The organism is Ruegeria sp. HKCCD6119, from assembly GCF_013110585.1.
In the GTDB taxonomy this organism is placed as follows: domain Bacteria; phylum Pseudomonadota; class Alphaproteobacteria; order Rhodobacterales; family Rhodobacteraceae; genus Ruegeria.
Genome location: NZ_WVQV01000001.1, coordinates 655,715 through 676,065, shown reverse-complemented (window position 1 = coordinate 676,065; position 20,351 = coordinate 655,715). Strand labels below are relative to the sequence as shown.

At 58.2% G+C, this 20,351-nt stretch carries 18 protein-coding genes and 4 tRNA genes; 11 read left to right on the top strand and 11 right to left on the bottom strand.

What is annotated here, in order from left to right:
- Nucleotides 1-64 precede the first annotated feature (64 nt).
- Entirely contained in the window at nt 65-1,465 is a 1,401-nt protein-coding gene (gltX, locus tag GS611_RS03435) for a glutamate--tRNA ligase (protein ID WP_171632205.1), read from the top strand.
- 121 nt (nt 1,466-1,586) lie between these two features.
- On the top strand, nt 1,587-2,882 hold the full coding sequence (gltA, locus tag GS611_RS03430) for a citrate synthase (protein ID WP_171632203.1): 1,296 nt from the start codon (nt 1,587-1,589) through the stop codon (nt 2,880-2,882).
- Nucleotides 2,883-3,017: 135 nt separating this feature from the next.
- Here the strand turns inward: gltA and GS611_RS03425 are convergent, their stop codons facing one another.
- The gene (locus GS611_RS03425) at nt 3,018-4,085 is read right to left on the bottom strand and encodes a PA0069 family radical SAM protein (protein WP_171632200.1); all 1,068 of its coding nucleotides are present in this window, start codon (nt 4,083-4,085) and stop codon (nt 3,018-3,020) included.
- Between the two features lie 270 nt (nt 4,086-4,355).
- Here GS611_RS03425 and GS611_RS03420 point away from each other — a divergent pair, with 270 nt between their 5' ends.
- The 3 genes from GS611_RS03420 to GS611_RS03410 all read left to right on the top strand — a co-directional run bounded on the left by GS611_RS03420 (nt 4,356) and on the right by GS611_RS03410 (nt 6,975).
- Nucleotides 4,356-5,054, top strand: coding sequence for a B12-binding domain-containing protein (locus GS611_RS03420; RefSeq protein WP_171632198.1), 699 nt, complete (start codon nt 4,356-4,358; stop codon nt 5,052-5,054).
- A 146-nt stretch (nt 5,055-5,200) separates the two neighbouring features.
- Nucleotides 5,201-6,238: a Hint domain-containing protein gene (locus tag GS611_RS21090; protein WP_171632196.1), complete on the top strand. Its 1,038-nt coding sequence runs from the start codon at nt 5,201-5,203 to the stop codon at nt 6,236-6,238.
- Between the two features lie 74 nt (nt 6,239-6,312).
- Nucleotides 6,313-6,975: a DUF1638 domain-containing protein gene (locus GS611_RS03410; RefSeq protein ID WP_371732219.1), complete on the top strand. Its 663-nt coding sequence runs from the start codon at nt 6,313-6,315 to the stop codon at nt 6,973-6,975.
- Between the two features lie 2 nt (nt 6,976-6,977).
- Here GS611_RS03410 and GS611_RS03405 read toward each other — a convergent pair whose 3' ends face one another.
- Nucleotides 6,978-7,388: a SufE family protein gene (locus GS611_RS03405; RefSeq protein WP_117868838.1), complete on the bottom strand. Its 411-nt coding sequence runs from the start codon at nt 7,386-7,388 to the stop codon at nt 6,978-6,980.
- A 139-nt stretch (nt 7,389-7,527) separates the two neighbouring features.
- Here GS611_RS03405 and GS611_RS03400 point away from each other — a divergent pair, with 139 nt between their 5' ends.
- On the top strand, nt 7,528-8,058 hold the full coding sequence (locus GS611_RS03400; protein WP_171632194.1) for a hypothetical protein: 531 nt from the start codon (nt 7,528-7,530) through the stop codon (nt 8,056-8,058).
- Nucleotides 8,059-8,064: 6 nt separating this feature from the next.
- Here GS611_RS03400 and rnd read toward each other — a convergent pair whose 3' ends face one another.
- The 3 genes from rnd to purM all read right to left on the bottom strand — a co-directional run bounded on the left by rnd (nt 8,065) and on the right by purM (nt 10,976).
- Nucleotides 8,065-9,222, bottom strand: coding sequence for a ribonuclease D (rnd, locus tag GS611_RS03395; RefSeq protein WP_171632192.1), 1,158 nt, complete (start codon nt 9,220-9,222; stop codon nt 8,065-8,067).
- Nucleotides 9,223-9,336: 114 nt separating this feature from the next.
- Complete coding sequence (gene purN / locus GS611_RS03390) at nt 9,337-9,933, bottom strand: phosphoribosylglycinamide formyltransferase (protein ID WP_171632189.1); 597 nt, start codon at nt 9,931-9,933, stop codon at nt 9,337-9,339.
- A complete protein-coding gene (gene purM, locus GS611_RS03385) occupies nt 9,930-10,976 on the bottom strand; it encodes a phosphoribosylformylglycinamidine cyclo-ligase (RefSeq protein WP_171632187.1) in 1,047 nt (348 codons plus the stop codon). Before purM ends, purN begins: the two co-directional genes overlap by 4 nt.
- Before the next feature lie 106 nt (nt 10,977-11,082).
- On the opposite strand from purM, the gene GS611_RS03380 reads away from it, so the two are divergent.
- Nucleotides 11,083-11,159: transfer RNA gene (locus tag GS611_RS03380), tRNA-Ile, on the top strand.
- A 53-nt stretch (nt 11,160-11,212) separates the two neighbouring features.
- On the opposite strand, the gene GS611_RS03375 is transcribed toward GS611_RS03380, so the two are convergent.
- Both GS611_RS03375 and GS611_RS03370 read right to left on the bottom strand, forming a co-directional pair.
- Nucleotides 11,213-11,770, bottom strand: coding sequence for a hypothetical protein (locus tag GS611_RS03375; RefSeq protein ID WP_171632184.1), 558 nt, complete (start codon nt 11,768-11,770; stop codon nt 11,213-11,215).
- A gap of 98 nt (nt 11,771-11,868) precedes the next feature.
- Entirely contained in the window at nt 11,869-13,188 is a 1,320-nt protein-coding gene (locus GS611_RS03370; protein ID WP_171632181.1) for an ATP-binding protein, read from the bottom strand.
- Between the two features lie 44 nt (nt 13,189-13,232).
- Between GS611_RS03370 and GS611_RS03365 the strand changes: the two genes are divergently transcribed.
- The 4 genes from GS611_RS03365 (at nt 13,233) to GS611_RS03350 (ending at nt 14,700) form a co-directional block, all read left to right on the top strand.
- Complete coding sequence (locus GS611_RS03365) at nt 13,233-14,147, top strand: MBL fold metallo-hydrolase (protein WP_171632178.1); 915 nt, start codon at nt 13,233-13,235, stop codon at nt 14,145-14,147.
- Nucleotides 14,148-14,223: 76 nt separating this feature from the next.
- Nucleotides 14,224-14,298 (top strand) — tRNA-Asn (locus GS611_RS03360).
- A 126-nt stretch (nt 14,299-14,424) separates the two neighbouring features.
- A tRNA-Asn gene (locus tag GS611_RS03355) sits at nt 14,425-14,499 on the top strand.
- Between the two features lie 126 nt (nt 14,500-14,625).
- Nucleotides 14,626-14,700, top strand: a tRNA-Asn gene (locus tag GS611_RS03350).
- 21 nt (nt 14,701-14,721) lie between these two features.
- On the opposite strand, the gene GS611_RS03345 is transcribed toward GS611_RS03350, so the two are convergent.
- The 4 genes from GS611_RS03345 to zwf all read right to left on the bottom strand — a co-directional run bounded on the left by GS611_RS03345 (nt 14,722) and on the right by zwf (nt 20,259).
- A complete protein-coding gene (locus tag GS611_RS03345) occupies nt 14,722-16,341 on the bottom strand; it encodes a long-chain-fatty-acid--CoA ligase (protein WP_171632176.1) in 1,620 nt (539 codons plus the stop codon).
- A 186-nt stretch (nt 16,342-16,527) separates the two neighbouring features.
- On the bottom strand, nt 16,528-18,132 hold the full coding sequence (gene pgi / locus GS611_RS03340; RefSeq protein WP_171632173.1) for a glucose-6-phosphate isomerase: 1,605 nt from the start codon (nt 18,130-18,132) through the stop codon (nt 16,528-16,530).
- 4 nt (nt 18,133-18,136) lie between these two features.
- Nucleotides 18,137-18,808 (bottom strand): 6-phosphogluconolactonase, encoded by a 672-nt coding sequence (gene pgl, locus GS611_RS03335; protein ID WP_171632171.1) that lies wholly within the window; start codon nt 18,806-18,808, stop codon nt 18,137-18,139.
- Nucleotides 18,805-20,259 (bottom strand): glucose-6-phosphate dehydrogenase, encoded by a 1,455-nt coding sequence (gene zwf / locus GS611_RS03330; protein WP_171632169.1) that lies wholly within the window; start codon nt 20,257-20,259, stop codon nt 18,805-18,807. Before zwf ends, pgl begins: the two co-directional genes overlap by 4 nt.
- Between the last annotated feature and the right edge of the window lie 92 nt (nt 20,260-20,351).

Below are 20,351 nucleotides of genomic sequence, written 5' to 3'. Positions count from 1 at the left end.
TTCGGGCTCGTTAGACAGGCTTCAAACTATGCCAGATACGGTTACCAAAAGGTTAATCCTCACCATGACTGAACAGGTCGTCACTCGTTTTGCCCCCTCGCCCACCGGTTTCCTGCATATAGGCGGCGCGCGCACTGCATTGTTCAATTGGCTGTATGCGCGTGGTCGGGGCGGCAAATTCCTGCTGCGGATCGAAGACACCGATCGCGAACGTTCGACACCCGAGGCGACCGCCGCGATCCTTCAGGGCATGGCCTGGCTTGGCCTTGATCACGACGGCGATGTGATCAGCCAGTTCGAAGGGGCCGCCCGTCACGCCGAGGTCGCGCATCAGTTGCTGGCCGAGGGCAAAGCCTACAAGTGTTTCTCGACCCAGGAAGAAATCGCGGCTTTCCGGGATCAGGCGCGCAGCGAAGGGAAATCAACTCTGTTCCGCAGCCCATGGCGTGACGCCGATCCTGCGACGCATCCGGATGCACCTTTTGCCATACGCATCAAGGCGCCTCAGGACGGGGTGACCGTGATCCACGATCAGGTTCAGGGCGATGTGAGCATCCGCAATGACCAGTTGGACGACATGATTCTTCTGCGCTCGGACGGAACACCCGTCTACATGCTGGCAGTCGTTGTCGACGATCACGACATGGGTGTCACCCATGTCATCCGCGGCGACGATCACCTCAACAACGCCGCGCGGCAAATGATGATCTACGAAGCCATGGGCTGGGACGTTCCGGTCTGGGCGCATATCCCGCTGATTCACGGGCCGGACGGCAAGAAGCTGTCCAAGCGCCATGGTGCTCTTGGAGCGCAGGAATATCAGGCCATGGGCTATCCCGCAGCCGGGATGCGCAATTACCTTGCCCGGCTAGGCTGGAGTCATGGCGACGATGAGTTTTTCACGGACGCGCAGGCAAAGGAATGGTTCGATCTGGACGGGGTCGGCAAAAGCCCTGCGCGGTTTGATCTGAAGAAGCTTGAAAACCTGTGTGGACAGCATATCGCAATCTCGGACGATGCTGCGCTGCGGCAAGAGATCGAGGCGTATCTGGCCGCAGCAGACCTTACGCCCCTTACTGAAACACAATCCAGTGATCTGGAACGTGCGATGTATTGCCTCAAGGACCGGGCGCGCACCTTCCCGGAACTGCTTGAAAAGGCTCATTTTGCATTGACAAGCCGCCCTATCGTTCCGGATGAAAAGGCAGCAAAGGCATTGGCAACTGTATCCGATGGTATACTGACGGAATTGACGCCGCATCTGCAAAATGCTAGCTGGTCGCGGAACGAACTGGAGGAGGCACTGAATTCCTTTGCCGAGTCAAAGAAGCTCAAGTTCGGCAAGCTGGCCGGTCCGCTGAGGGCCGCCCTGGCAGGTCGGGCCGTTACGCCTTCGGTTTTTGACATGATGCTTGTGCTGGGAAGGGAAGAAACCCTGGCGCGGCTTTCTGAAGCAGCGAAATAACCCAAGCTTCATAAACGGGTAACGCTGCTCCGCTAACACCCGGACTGCGCGTCCACGCGCAGTCATTGCCCGTATCACCGGAGGTATCTCTGGCGTGCGCATGAATGAAGAAGGGACAACCATGACTGATAGCAACAAAACAGCCACTCTGACCGTTCACGGCAAAGAGTATGAGTTGCCTGTTCATTCTCCGACTGCTGGTCCGGATGTCATTGATATCCGCAAGCTTTATGGTCAGGCCGGCGTCTTCACCTACGATCCTGGGTTCACTTCGACCGCAAGCTGCGACAGCACCATCACCTATATCGACGGCGAAAAAGGCGAACTGCTGCACCGCGGCTATCCGATCGACCAACTGGCCGAGAAATCGCATTTCCTCGAAGTCTGCTATCTTCTGCTGTACGGAGAACTGCCGGCGGCAAAGGATCTTGAGAAATTCGAGACCACGATCACACGCCACACCATGCTGCACGAGCAGATGCAGTATTTCTATCGCGGTTTCCGCCGCGACGCGCACCCAATGGCCATTATGGTCGGCGTTGTCGGCGCGATGTCGGCCTTCTATCACGATTCAACGGATATCTCGGACCCGCAGCAGCGTGAAATCGCATCGCATCGTCTGATCGCCAAGATGCCGACTATTGCTGCATGGGCCTATAAGTACCACACCGGTCAGCCTTTCGTGTATCCGCGCAACGATCTGGACTATGCGTCGAACTTCCTGCGCATGTGTTTCAGCGTTCCTGCCGAGGAATATGAGGTCAACCCGATCCTTAGCCGAGCGATGGACCGGATTTTGACCCTGCACGCGGATCATGAGCAAAACGCCTCGACATCTACCGTGCGTCTGGCCTCATCTTCAGGTGCGAACCCGTTTGCCTGTATCGCAGCCGGTGTTGCTTGCCTCTGGGGCCCTGCCCACGGTGGCGCAAACCAAGCCTGCCTGGAAATGCTGGAAGAGATCGGCACCGTCGATCGCATTCCCGAATACATCGCCCGGGCCAAGGACAAAGACGATCCGTTCCGCCTGATGGGCTTTGGCCACCGCGTCTACAAGAACTTCGACCCGCGCGCCAAAGTGATGAAGCAATCGGCAGACGAGGTTCTGGATCTGCTAGGCATTGAAAACAACCCAAAACTGCAGGTCGCCAAGGAACTGGAACGCGAAGCGCTGGAAGACCCGTATTTCGCCGAAAAGAAGTTGTTCCCGAATGTCGACTTCTATTCGGGCATCATCCTCGAAGCGATGGGTTTCCCGACCTCGATGTTCACGCCGATCTTCGCCCTGTCACGCACTGTTGGTTGGGTAAGCCAGTGGAAAGAGATGATCGCCGATCCGCAAAACAAGATCGGCCGCCCGCGTCAGCTGTACCTGGGCGAAACGCTGCGCGATTACGTGGATATCGAAAATCGCTGATACGCGCCTTACGGCAATCTGTTTCGAAGGCCCCGGTACTGCCGGGGTCTTTTTGTTTGGGCTGAAGCAATGAGAGCGCGAAGACCCGGTGTTTTCCAGCACAAGACAGCACCGAACAAGCCGGGGCGCATGACCTCAGAACAGGCTCAGCTGATCGCCGGGCTGCGGCGGCACCACAAACAAATCGCAACGCAACGGGGCCGTTTTTATGGACAGCCCCAGACGTTTGCAGGTCTTCAAGAACCTTTGAGCGATAATCCCGGCATACTCACCCTCGCCCCGCATTCTGTGTCCCCAACGCGGATCGTAGTCCCGACCCCCATGCATTTCCCGCAGTTTGGACATGACCTTTTCCGACCGCGATGGCTCATGATCGGCTAGCCAGCCCTGCCAAAGCTGCGATACTTCGCGCGGCAGGCGCAACATGATCCAGCTTGCGGCATCCGCTCCAGCCTCTTTCCCGGCCTCCAGAAGGCTTTCCAGTTCATGATCCGTCAGCCCCGGCACGATGGGTGACGTCATGACACGCACCGGAACGCCCGCTTCCGTCAGCGTTCGGATCACGCGCAACCGACGAAGGGGCGACGGCGCCCGTGGTTCCATTCGGCGGGACAATTCCGCATCCAACGTGGTCAGCGAAACACCAACCCGCACCAGCCCCCGGCCTGCCATGTCGGCAAGCAACTCCAGATCCCGCTCTATCAGGGTACCCTTGGTGACGATCGCGACCGGGTGGTTGAACTCGCTCAAAACCTCAAGGCATGACCTTGTAATCATGTGCTTTTTCTCAATCGGCTGATACGGGTCCGTATTCGTACCAATTGCAATCGGCGCGACTTTGTAGGATCTGGCGGACAATTCCTTGCGCAGAACACGCCCCATGTTGGGTCGAGCGATCAGGCGGGTTTCGAAATCCAATCCTGCCGATAGCCCAAGATACGCGTGGCTGGGCCGCGCAAAACAGTAAACGCAACCATGTTCACATCCCCGGTACGGGTTGATCGACCGATCGAAGGGCAAGTCGGGGGATCGGTTGTAAGTAATAGCGCTGCGCGCAACCTCTTCACGTGTCTCGGTTCGCAGCGGCGGCAATTCTTCCTCAATGTCCCACCCGTCTTCGGTGGCCGTGGTGGCAAAGCATTCAAACCGACCAGCTTCGTTCGTCGTTGTTCCTCTTGCCTTGATCGTCCGCGCGATACTCATGTCATTCTGTTCTCTTTTTGTTCTAACGCAAACATAGGCTTGTCGCCAATTTGGCGCAAGCCCCGCCAAATCACAGATGGATTGAAGCGAGATGAAATCTCCGCAGGATGATCTTGCAGACTTTTCTATCGAGCCCCCCCATTTTTTGCCCTATAGGTCGGTCCCGAAACGACCGACGTCGCAATCGTCACAGTCACGATGCGACGTTTTGGCCAAAACGGAAAAAATGCCACCACGGGCCGATGGCCCGCCCAGCACAGGGAATACCCCATGTCCGACGAAGAAGACATCGTCCTGTCCGAATTGAATGACGACGAACTGGTCGAGCAGATGTTCGACGATCTCTATGACGGCCTGAAGGAAGAGATCGAAGAAGCCACCAATATCCTGCTGGAACGCGGATGGACGCCTTATGACATCCTGACCAAGGCTCTGGTTGGCGGTATGACCATCGTGGGCCATGACTTCCGCGACGGCATCCTGTTTGTCCCCGAGGTTCTGCTGGCCGCAAACGCCATGAAGGGCGGCATGTCCATTCTCAAGCCGCTGTTGGCCGAAACCGGTGCACCGCGCGTCGGCAAGATGGTCATCGGCACCGTGAAGGGCGACATCCACGACATCGGCAAGAACCTTGTTTCGATGATGATGGAAGGCGCTGGCTTCGAAGTTGTCGATCTGGGCATCAACAACCCGGTCGAAAACTACCTGGAAGCGCTGGAAAACGAACAACCCGACATTCTGGGTATGTCGGCCCTACTGACCACTACGATGCCTTACATGAAAGTGGTCATCGACACGATGGTCGAACAGGGCGTCCGCGACGACTACATCGTTCTGGTCGGCGGCGCGCCCCTGAATGAAGAGTTCGGCAAAGCCATCGGCGCGGATGCCTATTGCCGTGACGCAGCTGTTGCAGTGGAAACCGCCAAGGAATTCGTGGGCCGCAAGCACAATCAACTGGCTGGCTAAGACCCGAATAATACTGATTGAAAGGCCGTCCGATCCGGGCGGTCTTTTCGATTCCGAAGCGCTTTGTCACCGGAAAATCCGGATTATCCAATTCTAAACCAAAGCAGGTCTAAAAGAACGAGGCATCCACATTCCCAGGGGGTCTCGTGCCGACTACGTTCACAGCCATCTCGCTCGGCAAACTTGCCGATATCGACAGTTTCGAAGGCAACAACACAGCTGAAAACGCTTCGGTGCTTGTGGGAAAAACCTTTGGCGGGTCCGACGATCCGCTGGCTCATAACAGCGTCACCTGGAGCCCGGTCGGCAATCCGGGTTCGTACTACAACATGAACAACATGTCGGCCAATGATCGGCTTTCGATCAATGGCGGACCGCCTCAGACATTCGATGGCACTTCGGTCTACAACGCCACGATCACCTATTTTGACGGATCAACTGCCAGGATTTCCGCAGTTGTGGCGCAGGATGTGGATGGCAACACCTATCTGATGCCGGAATTCTCGGACAATTTGGACCAGTCCGCCTTGGAGGCTGGCCCTGTCCGCTCGATCACTCTCAACAGCCTTGCCGGAAACCGGTATTCAGGCCTGACATCCCGCCGTGAAGATTGGGATCTGGTGCCCTGCTTTACCCCCGGAACGATGATCCGCACCGAGCAAGGCGTGCGACCGATTGAAACCCTGTCCGTCGGCGACCGGATTGAAACCCATGATCATGGGCTGCAACCCCTGCGTTGGATGGGGCGGCGAACCGTCAAGGCAACGGGTCCGCATGCGCCAATTCTCTTCAAAGCAGGCGTCATCGGAAACACGCGCGACATTCTGGTGTCGCAACAGCACCGCATGCTGATTGGGGATTGGCGTCTCGAGCTGTACACCGGACATTGCGAAGCCCTGGCGCCTGCCAAACATCTCGTGAACGGGTCCGACATCATACTGCGGCCCGGAGGGCTGGTGACCTACATCCACTTGCTGTTCGACCGGCATGAGCTGCTCTGGGCCGAAGATTGCCTGAGCGAGAGCTTTCATCCCGGCGCGCAAATCTGGGACAGTCTCGGGTCTGCCGCACGGCAAGAAATCCTGTCGCTGTTTCCGGAACTGTCGCTGAACGGTGTTGCCGCGTACGGCCCGCTGGCCCGGCCGCTGCTGACCGCGTTCGAAGCGCATGCGTCGGCGGCCTGACATGAGATGTCGGATCGGGGCTTGCCCAACGGCCTCAATCATCCTCCTATGGCAGCAGCCCCGGAGGATGCCAAGTGACGTCAAACGAATCCCTGCCAGATGATGCAGCCCTGACCACGAAGGGCTATGAGGATACGGGCAAGGGAAGCATCCTGTTGATTGCCTGCGGCGCTCTTGCGCGCGAAATACTGGACATCAAAACACGGAATGGCTGGGATCACATGGCTTTGACCTGCCTGCCTGCGATCCTGCACGTTCACCCGGAACGGATCACCCAGGCTGTGGAAGACGCCGTGGCCAAGCATCAGCGCAATTATGACAAGATCTACATCGTTTACGCCGATTGCGGCACAGGGGGCCTGCTTCAGGCCGCCTGCGAAAAGCTTGGGGTCGAAATGGTGAAGGGGCCCCATTGCTATTCCTTCTTCGAAGGAAATCAGGCTTTTCAGGACCGCGGAGAAGACGAAACAACCGCGTTCTATCTGACAGATTTCCTGGCCCGGCAATTCGACGCCTTTGTCTGGAAACCACTGGGCCTGGACCGCCACCCGGAACTGCGTGACATGTATTTCGGCAATTACACCAAACTTGTCTATCAGGCCCAGATCGACAGCCCAGAGCTGACGGAACGCGCGCGCGAATGCGCAGACCGGATGGGGCTTGAATTCGAACGCCGGTTCACCGGTTACGGCGATCTGGAAAACACGCTGTCGGACTGGGCAAACCGCCCAAGATGAGATCAGGCGTTTTCCTGTGCGACCTGCCGGATGCGTTCGATCATCGACCGCAGGCCGTTCGAGCGCTGAGCGGACAGGTGGTCGTTCAGCCCAAGGCGTGCCAGTTCAGCCCCCGCATCGACTTTGGGAACTTCGGCCACGGGCAAACCGTTGTACAAGGACCGAAGAACAGCGATCAGGCCGCGCACGATCAGTGCATCGCTGTCACCATCGAACTTGAAGACGCCGGATTCAATCATCGGATGCAGCCAGACCTGGCTGGCGCATCCATGGACTTTTGTCGCCGGAACCTTGAATGCGTCGTCCAACGGCTCCATCGCCTTGCCCTGCTCGATGACATGGCGATACCGGTCTTCCCAATCCTCGAGAAACTCGAAATCCTCGACAATCTCTTCAAAGGCGGGCGTGGCCATGATGCGGTGGTCCTTTGTTTGCATTCACAATTGTGACCTAAGCCGGTGACCCGCCACTGTCCAGCCCCCGCGGTGGCTTTTCAACGCGAAGAAATTGCGCTAACCCATTGCCTGAACTCGTGTGAAAGTCTGTGGGTCCATGCAAAAATCTCTGTCCGTTCTCATCATCGCCACGCTGACCCTGACTGCATGCAGCAGCTGGCGTGACTCTCGGGTGAACCCGTCAAACTGGTTCGGATCCAGCAGATCTGTCGAAGCCGAAACACCGCCCGACCCAAATGCCGCCGACGCATTGGTTCCGAAGCAAGGCGGAGGAACCGGCCTGTTTTCCCGCCCCGATGCTGAAGACACCAGCATTCCAATTGGTCAGATCGACGAATTGCGCATTGACCCGACCCCCTCTGGCGCGATCATCTATGCGTCTGGCACGGCTGTCCGGCAGGGGGCATTCAACGCGCGTCTGGTTCCTGTTGAAAAGGAAGAAAACCAGAAGAACGGAACTTTGGAATTTGTGTTCCGTGTGAACTACCCCAGCTATGAGACGCCGCAAGGGTCGGAACGTACTCGGATGGTATCGGACGCCATCAATATCTCGAAACAGGAACTGGAAGGTATTCGGCTGATCCGCGTGGTCGGACAACAGAACGCACTGGAATCACGGCGCCGGTAAGCGCCGTTACAGGGACACGACCTTGACCGACTGTCCTTTGGCCGCCAGGGCAATCTTTCCCTCGCACAGCTTGAGAGCATCCTCGCCAAAGACTTCGAACCGCCATCCCGACAAGGCTGGAACATCCCGCTCGCCGGCTGCAATCTGATCCAGGTCCGAGCTTGTGGCGATCAATTTCGCCGCCACACCTGAACTTTCGGTTTTGGACTTCAGCAGAACCCTTAGCAGGTCAGCCAGCGCCGGATTGACCTTGAGCTTGTCGCGCGAAGTGTCGACCTTGGGCAATTTGTCGGGCGGGCAATTCACGCCGCGCTTGACCGCTGCCAGAATACCTTCGGCGACCGCCCCTTTGCGGGCTTCGCGCAGCAACAGGCGGGATCCGCCCAAATCCGAATGTGTTTTGGGTTTGGTCGATGCCAGCTCGATCAGCGCGTCGTCTTTGAATACGCGGTTCCGGGGCACGTTGTTTTCCTGCGCATAGGATTCGCGAAACTGCGCCAATTCACGCACCACAGCCAGAAACTTGGCCGAGTTCGTGCGCGTTTTCACCCGCTTCCATGCGTCTTCGGGGCGGATGTCATATGTGGCAGGCTGTGTCAGCGTCCGCAATTCTTCGGCAACCCAGTGGCTGCGCTGCGTCTTTTCAAGTTCTGCGGCCAGACGCTCGTAGATCCCGCGCAAATGGGTCACATCCGCAAGAGCATAGTTTTTCTGAGCATCGGTCAGCGGGCGCCGGGACCAGTCGGTGAACCGAGAGGTCTTGTCGACGCCCTGCTTGCAGATTTTCCGAACCAGAGTTTCATAGCCAACCTGTTCGCCAAAGCCACACACCATCGCTGCGACCTGTGTGTCGAACAGCGGTTTGGGGAACACACCGGCTTCGACCCAGAAGATCTCAAGATCCTGGCGGGCGGCATGGAACACCTTGACCACGCTTTCATTCCGGAAAAGATCGTAAAGCGGGTCAAGCGACAAGCCATCGCCAAGCGGATCGACCAGAACCGCGCTGTCTTCATCCTCGGACGGGACAGCCAATTGCACCAGACACAGCTTGGAGTAGTACGTCCGCTCACGCAGAAATTCGGTGTCGACCGTGATATAGGGATAGCCTTCGGCGGCCTTGCAGAAATCGGCCAGCTCTTGCGTCGTCGTCAGGGTTTTCATGCGCCGTACTAGTATCGCTCTTGTTTTTGTGCCTGCCCGTTTTTGTCCTCGTCCCGAGCGTCGTCGACGACCATAGGCCGATTATTACACGGGTGTAAATCACCCACAGAGCCTTCACGGCAACAGGACGGGCGACCTGTTGCCTTCTGCAAAGCGCCGCAGCACTTCGGGGTAGAGTTTATGCTCCCACACCAGCACCCGCGCAGCCAGCGATTCCGGTGTATCATCGGCTTTGATCGGGACCCGTGCCTGACCCAGAATCGGGCCATCATCCAGTGCCGCCGTCACCTCATGCACCGAGCAGCCGTGTTCGGAATCTCTGGCTTGAATCGCGCGGGCATGGGTGTGTAACCCTTTGTATTTTGGCAATAATGAAGGGTGGATATTCAGCATCCGGCCTTGAAACCGAGACACGAAATCCGCTGTCAGAACCCGCATAAAGCCGGCCAGACAGACAATGTCGGGGTGCGCCTCTTGCAGGGGCTTCAAAAGCTCGGCTTCAAAGGCGCTGCGGTCCCCCTTGAAAGGGCGATGATCAACCACTGCGGTCGGAATGCCACGGTCCGCAGCTTTTTTCAGCCCGCCTGCCTGCGCATCATTGGACAACACCAAACAGGGCCGCGCCGGATGATCTTTGGTCATGCTGTCAACAAGCGACACCATGTTCGACCCGCCCCCGGAGATCAGGATCGCGACGCGCTTCTGGCTCACAGCAGTTTGCCCGAATAGGCAACGCCGGGCGTTTCCGTGACGGCACCGATCCGAGCGACGGTTTCACCGGCATCCGCCAGCAGGGCCGACAGCTCATCCGCCTTTTCCGCGGCGCACACGACAATAAGGCCGATACCGCAATTGAAGGTCTTGAGCATTTCCGCCTCAACGATACTGCCGGTCTTCGCCATCCAGCCGAAGACAGGGGGCAGTTGCCAACTGTCCAGATCGATCCGGGCCCCCATCCCTTGGGGCAGCACGCGGGGAAGATTTTCGGTCAACCCACCGCCGGTGATATGCGCCAGCGCATGCACACCACCTGCGCGAACCGCAGCCAAAGCCGGTTTTACGTAAAGGCGTGTGGGCGTCAGAAGTGCCTCACCCAGATTGCCCTCTCCAAAGGGCGACGGCGAATCCCAGCCCAGACCGGACAGTTCGACCAGCTTGCGCACAAGCGAATAACCGTTGGAATGCACCCCGTTCGAGGCCAGACCCAAAAGGACGTCACCGGCTTGAACGCCCGCAGGCAGATCTGCGCCGCGTTCCATCGCACCGACCGCAAACCCGGCCAGATCAAAATCGCCATCAGGATACATTCCCGGCATCTCGGCGGTTTCACCACCGATCAGGGCACAGCCAGACTGCGCACATCCTTCGGCAATCCCTTCGATGATCCGCGCCGCCGTATCGGTATCCAGCCTGCCGGTCGCGAAATAATCGAGGAAGAACAGCGGCTCGGCCCCCTGACAGATCAGGTCATTCACGCACATGGCCACCAGATCGACGCCGACCCCGTCCACGACGCCGGTATCAATCGCAATCCGCAGCTTGGTGCCCACGCCATCCGTCGCACCGACCAGAATCGGGTCCTGGTACCCGGCAGCCTTCAGATCGAACAGCGCGCCAAATCCACCCAGGCCGCTCATCACACCGGGGCGGTTGGTCCGCTTGGCGGCGGGTTTGATCCGATCGACCAGGGCGTTGCCCGCGTCGATATCCACACCTGCATCGGCATAGGTGATTCCGTTTTTACCCGCTGTCATGTCCGGTCCCTCAAGAAAGCTTTGCGGGCGGGTTAGTCGATTGTGGCGTTTGTTGCAACGGTCAGGCTTGACGCGGCCGTTCACCGTGATACCCAAGCGCCTAGGCGGGCCTGTAGCTCAATTGGTTAGAGCAGAGCGCTCATAACGCTTTGGTTGGGGGTTCGAGTCCCTCCGGGCCTACCATTTCGCCGAGACATCCAGGTGGGTTGTTGCCGTCTGGACGTTGATGCGCTGGCTCATCCGTCCGAATCTTCGAACCCAAAATAGGCGTCGAGCTCCTCTTGGGTTACTTGCCATTCATAGGAATAGCCGTCGCGCCCACCAAAGCTGTAATCCTCGTGACTGCCGGACAGGCTCGGATCTTGATGCACCGCCTCCAAATAGGTCTCGAATTCATCAGGATCGACCCAGAACGACGCATCCATGATCATCATGTAATAATCATAGGCGAGAGGCTCGTCGAACTTGCCGAAGTCATTCTGCAAATAGTCCAGCATTTCAGCGCAAAATATCGCCATATTGGCACGCACCTGAACCGGAAGAGGTGCCAGATCCTCGTCGCCATCCACCACGTCCTGCTGCGACGCATGCCACAACTCGGATGCCAACGATTCGATCAGGTCGGACCGCAACCATTTCAGACATGTATCGCCTGCCCCGATAAAACCGGTCAAACGTTCCACCCGCCTTTCATCGGTTTCGTCATACCACTGCCAAAGAGGCAGCAAGGCCGCAAGTGTCGCGCACCCGACAAACCCCTTTTCGGCCAATTTCACGAATCCTGCGATACCCATCCTGTGCGCCCCCAAAAAAGCAAAAAACTATGGGGACAGGATGCCATGGCCAGACAAATTAACAAAATTGAACCCCAAGCGCAGACATAACAGGGGGTCTATCGCCCGATTATTATGTCTGCGCAGAGCCCTCCGAGACGTTCGCTTTTCGACAGGCGCAAAGCTCCACCATGCGCGCGCGCGACATCCGCCACAATCGCAAGACCAAGGCCAACGCCACTGCCCTGATTCTGATTGCGAGCCGGGTCGAGCCGCGTGAAAGGCTTTACCGCCTCTGTACGTTGGTCCGCAGGTATACCGGGGCCGTCATCCTCAACACGGATGCGCATCGATTTCGCGTTCAGAAACAGGCTGAGCTCGGCCCGGCTGCCATAGCGCATGGCATTTCCAATCAGGTTTTCCACCGCCCGGCGTACAGCCATGGGGCGTATCATGACCGTCCCCTGCCCCTCGACCGCGATCAGCTCTGCCTGATGACCGGCCCGTTTTGCATCATCCACAATCTGGCGGAGAAATTCATCCGGTTGGACCTCTTCTGCCGATCCCTCGGCAGCCCCACGCGAAAAGTCCAGAAACGCATCCAGCAAGGACTGCATTTCCGTGACATCCTTTTGCAACGGTGCGGCCTCGTCTTCCGGCAACATCGACAGTCCAAGCTTCAGGCGCGTCAACGGGGTGCGCAGATCGTGGCTGACACCCGACAGCATCAACGTCCGTTGCTCGATCTGGCGTTCGATACGGGACCGCATATCCAGAAACGCATTTCCCGCCGCACGAACCTCGATGGCTCCACCGGGTGAATACGGAACGATTCGCCCCCGCCCGAATGCCTGCGCCGCATCAGCGAGGCGCGTAATGGGACGCAATTGATTCCGCATGTAAAGAAACGAGATCGTCGTCATGATGACTGCAAAGAACACCATAGTGACGATCAATTGATGCGGGGCCGCGGGCGACAACCTGCGCCGATCGAACGTCAATTGCAGCACTCCCAGATGCGTATTCAGATAAACCCGCGCCTCTTTGCTGCTGGGTAACGCCACGGCGGCAAGATTGGGCAACCTGGCATACAGTTCGGATTCGACCTGCGGGGCGATGAAATCGTACCATCGCCGCGCGCCAATCTCAGGCTGTTCGTTGACGCCCAGAAACTTGGCCTTCATCTCAAGGGCCTGCAAATCGGGACGAATCGACGCCAGCGCCTGTTGTTGCGTTTCCGCGTCCTCGATCATTGTCGAAATCAGCATCACCTCGCGGGATGCCGCGCGTGTCATCTGGCCGGTGACATCCTCAAGATGCTTTTGAAGGAACGCGATTCCCACGACCAGCAACAGCACGATCACAGGTAAAACCAGGATCAGCGCTGCCCGGGCGTAAAGACTGCGAGGCATATAAGGTTTGAGCCAGTGCGAAGACATGCGCTAAACCTAACGGGCTGACCGGACAAGAGAAAGAGCACAGAATGCAGGCACCAGATGATTTCGATCCGCCCGTCGGCCAGCCAGAGGAACTGCATCCGGGTTTGCGGCGTATTCTGGCCCCGAATCCCTCTCCGATGACCTATCGTGGCACCAACACGTATCTGCTGGGTGAACGCGACATTGCCGTCATCGATCCAGGCCCCGCAAGCGAGGCACATCTGGGCGCAATTCTGGATTCCTTGGCGCCGGGTCAAAGGATCAGCCATATCATTGTCACACATACGCATGTGGACCATTCACCCCTGGCGGCTCCGCTGGCGGCGCGCACAGGGGCGACGATTTATGCTTATGGCGGGCCCGAGGCGGGGCGCAGCGCCGTCATGACCGATCTTGCCGCGCAGGGGCTGACCGGCGGCGGCGAAGGCATCGACACCACGTTTCGCCCTGATGTCGAAGTTGCGGATAGTGAGACCATCAATGGCGACGGGTGGCAGCTTGAGGTCATTCACACACCGGGCCATCTGGGCAACCACATTGCTCTGGCCTGGCAGAACATCTGTTTCACGGCGGATCATGTCATGGGGTGGGCCAGCTCGTTGGTGTCCCCTCCGGATGGTGATCTGACCGACTTCATGACTGCCTGCCATCGGCTGCGCGCGCGCGACTGGTCGGTTTTCCATGCAGGCCATGGCGCACCGATCACCAGCCCTGCCCAACGTTTGGACTGGCTGATTGCACATCGCCAGACCCGCGAGGCCCAGATTCTGAGCGCATTGGAAGAAGAAGACGGGACAGCGCGGGATCTGGCTGGCCGCATCTATACGGATACGCCAGCGGCATTGCTGCCCGCAGCCGAGCGCAACGTTTTCGCTCACCTCGTTGATCTGACTGGAAAAAACAGAGTGACGCCCATTGGCCCACTGTCAGTTTCATCTGTTTTTCGGCGGCTTCGCTAAAACAGCAAAATTTTTTGATGGTTCTCGTACTTAACCACTGGACGTCCGGAATCGGGGTTGCTATATGCGCCTCAGTTCCGGCGTAGCTCAGCGGTAGAGCAGTTGACTGTTAATCAATTGGTCGTAGGTTCGATCCCTACCGCCGGAGCCAAAATCCCCCTTCGTTCAGACCTGCATTACCGTCAGAAAACACATCGATTTATGCCGGTTTTTTCGTCGAAAAACACACGCACCCTCTGGACGTCTGGAAACCGGATTGCTATACGGCGCGAACCGTTCCGGCGTAGCTCAGCGGTAGAGCAGTTGACTGTTAATCAATTGGTCGTAGGTTCGATCCCTACCGCCGGAGCCAAAATCCCCCTTCGTTCAGACCTGCATTACCGTCAGAAAACACATCGATTTATGCCGGTTTTTTCGTCGAAAAACACACGCACCCTCTGGACGTCTGGAAACCGGATTGCTATACGGCGCGAACCGTTCCGGCGTAGCTCAGCGGTAGAGCAGTTGACTGTTAATCAATTGGTCGTAGGTTCGATCCCTACCGCCGGAGCCAATTCCCCAAAACGCAGCAGACCTACCCTGTCAGGGCGTCGCCGAACTCGGCCCGAAGCTTGCGTTTCAATACCTTTCCGGTCGCGCTCAGCGGCAATGCGTCGACAAAGACAACCTTGTCCGGGATCTGCCACTTGGCGATTTTGCCTTCGAAAAAGGCAAGCAAATCCTCTTCGCCGGGATTTTCACCATCGGCTTTGACAGCAACCAGCAAGGGGCGTTCATCCCATTTCGGATGCGGAACACCGACCACGGCGGCCGTCGCAAGCTGGGGGTGGGCCACGGCGATGTTCTCAAGCTCGACCGAACTGATCCATTCCCCACCGGATTTGATGATGTCCTTGGATCTGTCGCGAATGGTCATGTAGCCATCCGGGTCCAAAGTGGCCACATCTCCGGTGGCGAACCAGCCATCCTGCAACAGATCCTGATCCTGCAACTGGAAGTAGCTGTCCAGAACCCAGTGACCCCGCACCATCAAATCGCCCTGGGTTTCGCCGTCATGCGGCAGATCATTCCCATCTTCGTCCACGATTTTCAACTCAACCCCAAAGGGTGGTCTTCCCTGGCTCAGGCGGATCTTGTGCTGTTCTTCCGGTGGCAGCTTCAGGTGTTTGGCCAATGGATAATTCGTCGTGCCCAGCGGGCTCATCTCGCTCATGCCCCAGGCGTGGACCGTGTCAACGCCATAGGTTTCGCGGAAGGTTTCGATCATCGACGGAGGGCACGCGGCGCCGCCAATAACCGTGCGTTCAAGGCTTTTGAGTTCGGTTCCGCATGCCGCGGCATGGGCCAGCAAGCCTTGCCAGATGGTCGGCACGCCCATGGCCAATGTCACGCCATAGGTATCGATCAGGTTGACCAGCGCTTCACCATGTAAATCCGGTCCAGGCAACACAAGCCGCGATCCGGACATGGCACAGGCGTAGGGCGACCCCCAGGCGTTGACGTGGAACATCGGCACAACCGGCATGACAACATCCATCGCTGAATACCCGATCACATCTCGTGTGTTCGATGCGAAACTGTGCAGCAGTGTTGACCGATGGGAATACAACACGCCCTTCGGATTGCCCGTGGTTCCCGACGTATAGCACAGACCGCAGGCCGTCTTTTCATCCAGATCGGGCCATTGGAAACCTGCATCCCCGGTCTCCAGCAACTCGTCATAGAATTTCAGGCCGGGAATCTGAGCCGCAGCCTCTTTATTGCGAGGCCCCATGAGGACAAAATGCTGCACCTCGGTCAAAGCGTCATGCAGCGCGGCGACCAGCGGAATGAACGTCGCATCAAAGAACAACACCCTGTCCTGGGCATGGTTGATGATAAAGGTCAGCTGCTCGGGGAACAGGCGGGGATTGACCGTATGACAGACAAAGCCCGCACCGGAGGTGGCAAAATAGATCTCAAGATGCCGCCGATTGTTCCAGGCCAGTGTCCCGATCCTGTCCTGCGGTTCCAGCCCCAGATTCGTCAAGGCCGACGCCATTCGTCGGGCATTCACGGCAATCTCGGACCAGTTGGTTTCAGTGACCGTTCCGTCCGTTTCGACCGAGACAATCTCGGTCTGGCCGTGACAGCGCTCTGCGTGATCGATCAGCGACGAAACCAGCAGGGGCTGCGTCATCATCTGTCCTAGCATGAACATCCTCCCGTCCTTGGCGAGACCTTGGATGGCCTCTGCCTTATCCATCTTGCATTGACGGCTTGAGGTGTGACCCGACGCGTCAATACAGTCGTTTCCTACGGAAGAACCCTGCCAATCATTTAATTGTCTGACAATAAAAGAATGCAGCCCAACACGGCCGTGGGCGGCATTTTTTCGCTCTTAGTTTCGGTGTTTCAGCGCATAGGCGACCAATGCGGCTGTTGATCCGTCTTTACCTTCAGCGCTCGCAACACCTTCCACGACAGGACCAAGCGAGTTGGCAAGCTCTTTGCCCAACTCCACCCCCCACTGATCAAAGGAATTGATGCCAAGCAGAACGCCTTCGACAAACACGCGATGCTCGTACAGCGCGATAATCTGCCCCAGAACGAACGGTGTGAGTTTCGGATACATCAGCGTTGTAGAGGGGCGGTTGCCCGGGAACACCCGGTGTCGCGCCTGCCGATCAAGTTCGTCGCCATCAAGGCCTTTCTCCGCCATACGCTCACGGGCTTCATCCAAAGAGCGACCACGCATCAAAGCCTCTGACTGGGCCAGACAGTTGGCCAAAAGCAGGCGGTGATGGTGGGTCAACTCGGGTTCGTGCCCTTCGGCGGCGACCATGAATTCGCAGGGAATGACATCCGTGCCCTGATGGATCAGCTGATAAAATGCATGCTGACCGTTGGTGCCCGGCTCACCCCAGACCACCGGCCCCGAAGGGACGGCCAGCGAAGATCCGTCCATCGCTACGGATTTGCCGTTCGATTCCATTTCCAACTGCTGGAGATATGCGGGCAGACGCAACAGACGCTGATCATAGGGCAGCACGGCCCGGCTGGTGCAACCCAGAACCTGACGGTGCCATATACCGACGAGCGCCAGCATCACAGGCATGTTTTCAACCCAATCCGCCGAGCGGAAATGCAGATCCATCGCCTGCCCGCCCCGCAGAAACGCATCAAATGCATTCGAACCGACGGCAATCATGACCGGCAATCCGACCGGCCCCCAGACCGAATAGCGCCCGCCCACCCAATCGGCGAAACCAAAAACATGAGCCTCGGGAATGCCGAAGGCCTGCGTCTTGTCCAGCGCGCTGGATACGGCGGCAAACTGGCGGGACGGATCACCTCCGCCTTCGGACATCCAGGCGCGGGCCGTGCGCGCATTGGTCATCGTTTCGATCGTGGTGAATGTCTTCGACGCGACAATCACCAGCGTCCGTGTCGGGTCCAGCTGGCGCAACGTATCAGCGATATGGGCCCCATCCACGTTCGAGACGTAGTGCACCCGCGGACCATCGTGATAGGGGGCCAGTGCGTGCGTGGCCATCACCGGGCCAAGGTCGGATCCCCCGATGCCGATATTGACCACGTCGGTAAAACTGCCCCCTGCCCCTGCAATAGCGCCGCCACGCACCTCCTCGGCAAAGACACGCATCCGTTGCAGCGTGTCCAGAACCCCGGGCATGACATCCTGACCGTCCACCTCGACGGGCCCGCCATCCAGGTTGCGCAGGGCGGTGTGCAGCACCGCGCGCCCTTCGGTTTCGTTGATCTTTTTCCCGGCAAACATGGCGTCGCGCCGCGTCGCTAGCCCGGCATCTTCGCACAATTGCAGCAGCGCCGCGCGCACGTCTTCATCGATCTGCGTTTTCGAATAATCGAACAGCATATCCCCGGTTGAGGCTGAAAACGACCGGGCCCGGGTTGCATCCTCTGCGAACAAATCGACGATACGGCGGTCAGCCGCTGCAAGCGCCTTCAAAGCATTCAACTGCATTGCCTCACTCCGCCCAATGAACCGTCATGCCACTGAGAACGGCGGCGATCGGTGCTTCTTCCGGCGGCATCGACATGGCCTTTTCCAAAACGTCTCGTTTTGCCTGCCCGTAGATGACCAAGTGTTTCGACAAAGCCCCGTCCAGAACAGGGGCCGTCAAAGAAATCCGGGGCTCTGGCTGAACATCGGTCCGGGCAACGATCAGGGTCGGCGCCTGGCTGTCGAGGGCCTTATCCAGCCCGTCCATTCCGGGGAACAATGAGGCCGTGTGCATGTCTTCGCCCATCCCGAGGACCAGAACCGACAATGGCAGTACCGGCGCGATCAGCGATTCAACCTCTGGCAAAGCCGCTTCAGGCTCAGCGCCCGGTACATAGAGTGGAATGTACTGCGCCACGGATGCCCGGTTGGTCAGCAGTCTCTCCCGGATCAGCCGTTCGTTCGAACGTTCGTGATCAACCGGTACGCAGCGCTCATCCGTAGGCAGAACGCGCACGCGGTCCCACTCGAGATCAGCGGCGCACAGACTGTCAAAAATCGGCCCCGGTGTTGTCCCGCCGGGGACAGCCAACGCAACCGTGTCGTTGTGCAACAAAGCGGTCTCAAGCTCACCCGCCAACGCGTTTGCCACATCGATGGCAAGCATTTCCCGATCGGCATATTCCTGAATGTTCATGGCTTTATTCCTTGCCAGCGGCGACCATCGCGTTTCATCAGCAGCTCGGCGTCGCCCGGTCCGGTGCTGCCGCTGTCATAAGGTTTGGGCACGTCCCCACGCGCCAGCCATCCGGCGATGATCGGATCAGTCCAGGCCCATGCGGCCTCGACCTCGTCCCCACGCATGAACAGCGTCTGGTTGCCCCGTATCACGTCCATGACGAGGCGCTCGTAAGCATCTGGCGGGTCTTGATTCTCGGGCCCCAGCGCTTCGGCGAAACTCATGTCCAATGGCACGTCGATCAGCCGCATCCCGCCTGGCCCCGGTTCCTTGATCGTCACTTTCAGCGTGATCCCCTCGTTGGGTTGCAACCGGATCGATAGCGCATTGGCGTGACGCCCGGCCTCTTCCCCGAAAATCGAATGCGGCGCGTCCTTGAACATCACATTGATAATCGACGAACGCGCCACCAGCCGTTTGCCCGTACGCAGATAAAACGGCGTGCCTGCCCATCGCCAATTGCTGACATGCGCCTTCAGCGCCACATAGCTTTCAGTGGTCGAGCGTGGGTTGCCGACACATTCGCGGTATCCCGCCCCGTCCGGCCCTGCCGAAAACTGGCCGCGCACGATGTGATGCGGCTCCACCGGATCAAGCGCCCGGATCACCTTGAGCTTTTCATCTCGCACCGCGTCCGGATCGAACTTTGCCGGGGGTTCCATCGCAATCAGGCACAGCAGCTGCATCAGGTGATTTTGCACCATGTCCCGCATCGCGCCGGCGCGTTCATAGTATTCTTCGCGCCCATCGATACCGACGGTTTCGGCAACGGTGATCTGGATATGGTCGACATACTGGCTGTTCCACAGCGGTTCGAACAGCATATTGCCAAACCGTACGGCCATCAGGTTCTGGACGGTTTCCTTGCCCAGGTAATGATCGATTCGGTAGATCTGGCTTTCATCAAAATGCGCAGCCAGTGTGGCATTCAGCTCTCGCGCGCTGCCCAGATCATGCCCGAACGGTTTTTCCACCACGATGCGCGTATCTTCGGTCGCCAGATCATAGGCCCGGACCCGCTCGGCCAAAGGGCCGAACAGGCTTGGGCCGACCGAGAAATAGAACGCGCGCACGCGGTTAGGCGACAGTTTTTCACCCAGCAGGTCCCATCCTTCGGCTGATACTGCATCCAGCGGGACATAATCGACCCGCTGTAGAAAACGGGACACTCTCTGGGACTCCGAAGCGCGGACCGCAGCATGACGGTGCAGCGATTCTGCGACCATCTGCCGGAAATCTTCTGCGGAATGGCCCGCACGCGCTGCTGCGATAATCCTGGCATCCTCATGCCATTGCCCGGCGCAAAACCGACGGTAAAGCGCGGGCAGAATCTTGCGCTGCGCCAGATCGCCGGTGCCGCCGAAAATGATCAGATCAAAGGGATCAACAGGTATGACGCGTGAAACCATGAATTGTCCTTACCCCGCCCCTTCCGGCATGTCCAATGTTAGCGCAACCATACGGCAACAAATCACTCTCTTCAAAACTCTGTCAGAACCGC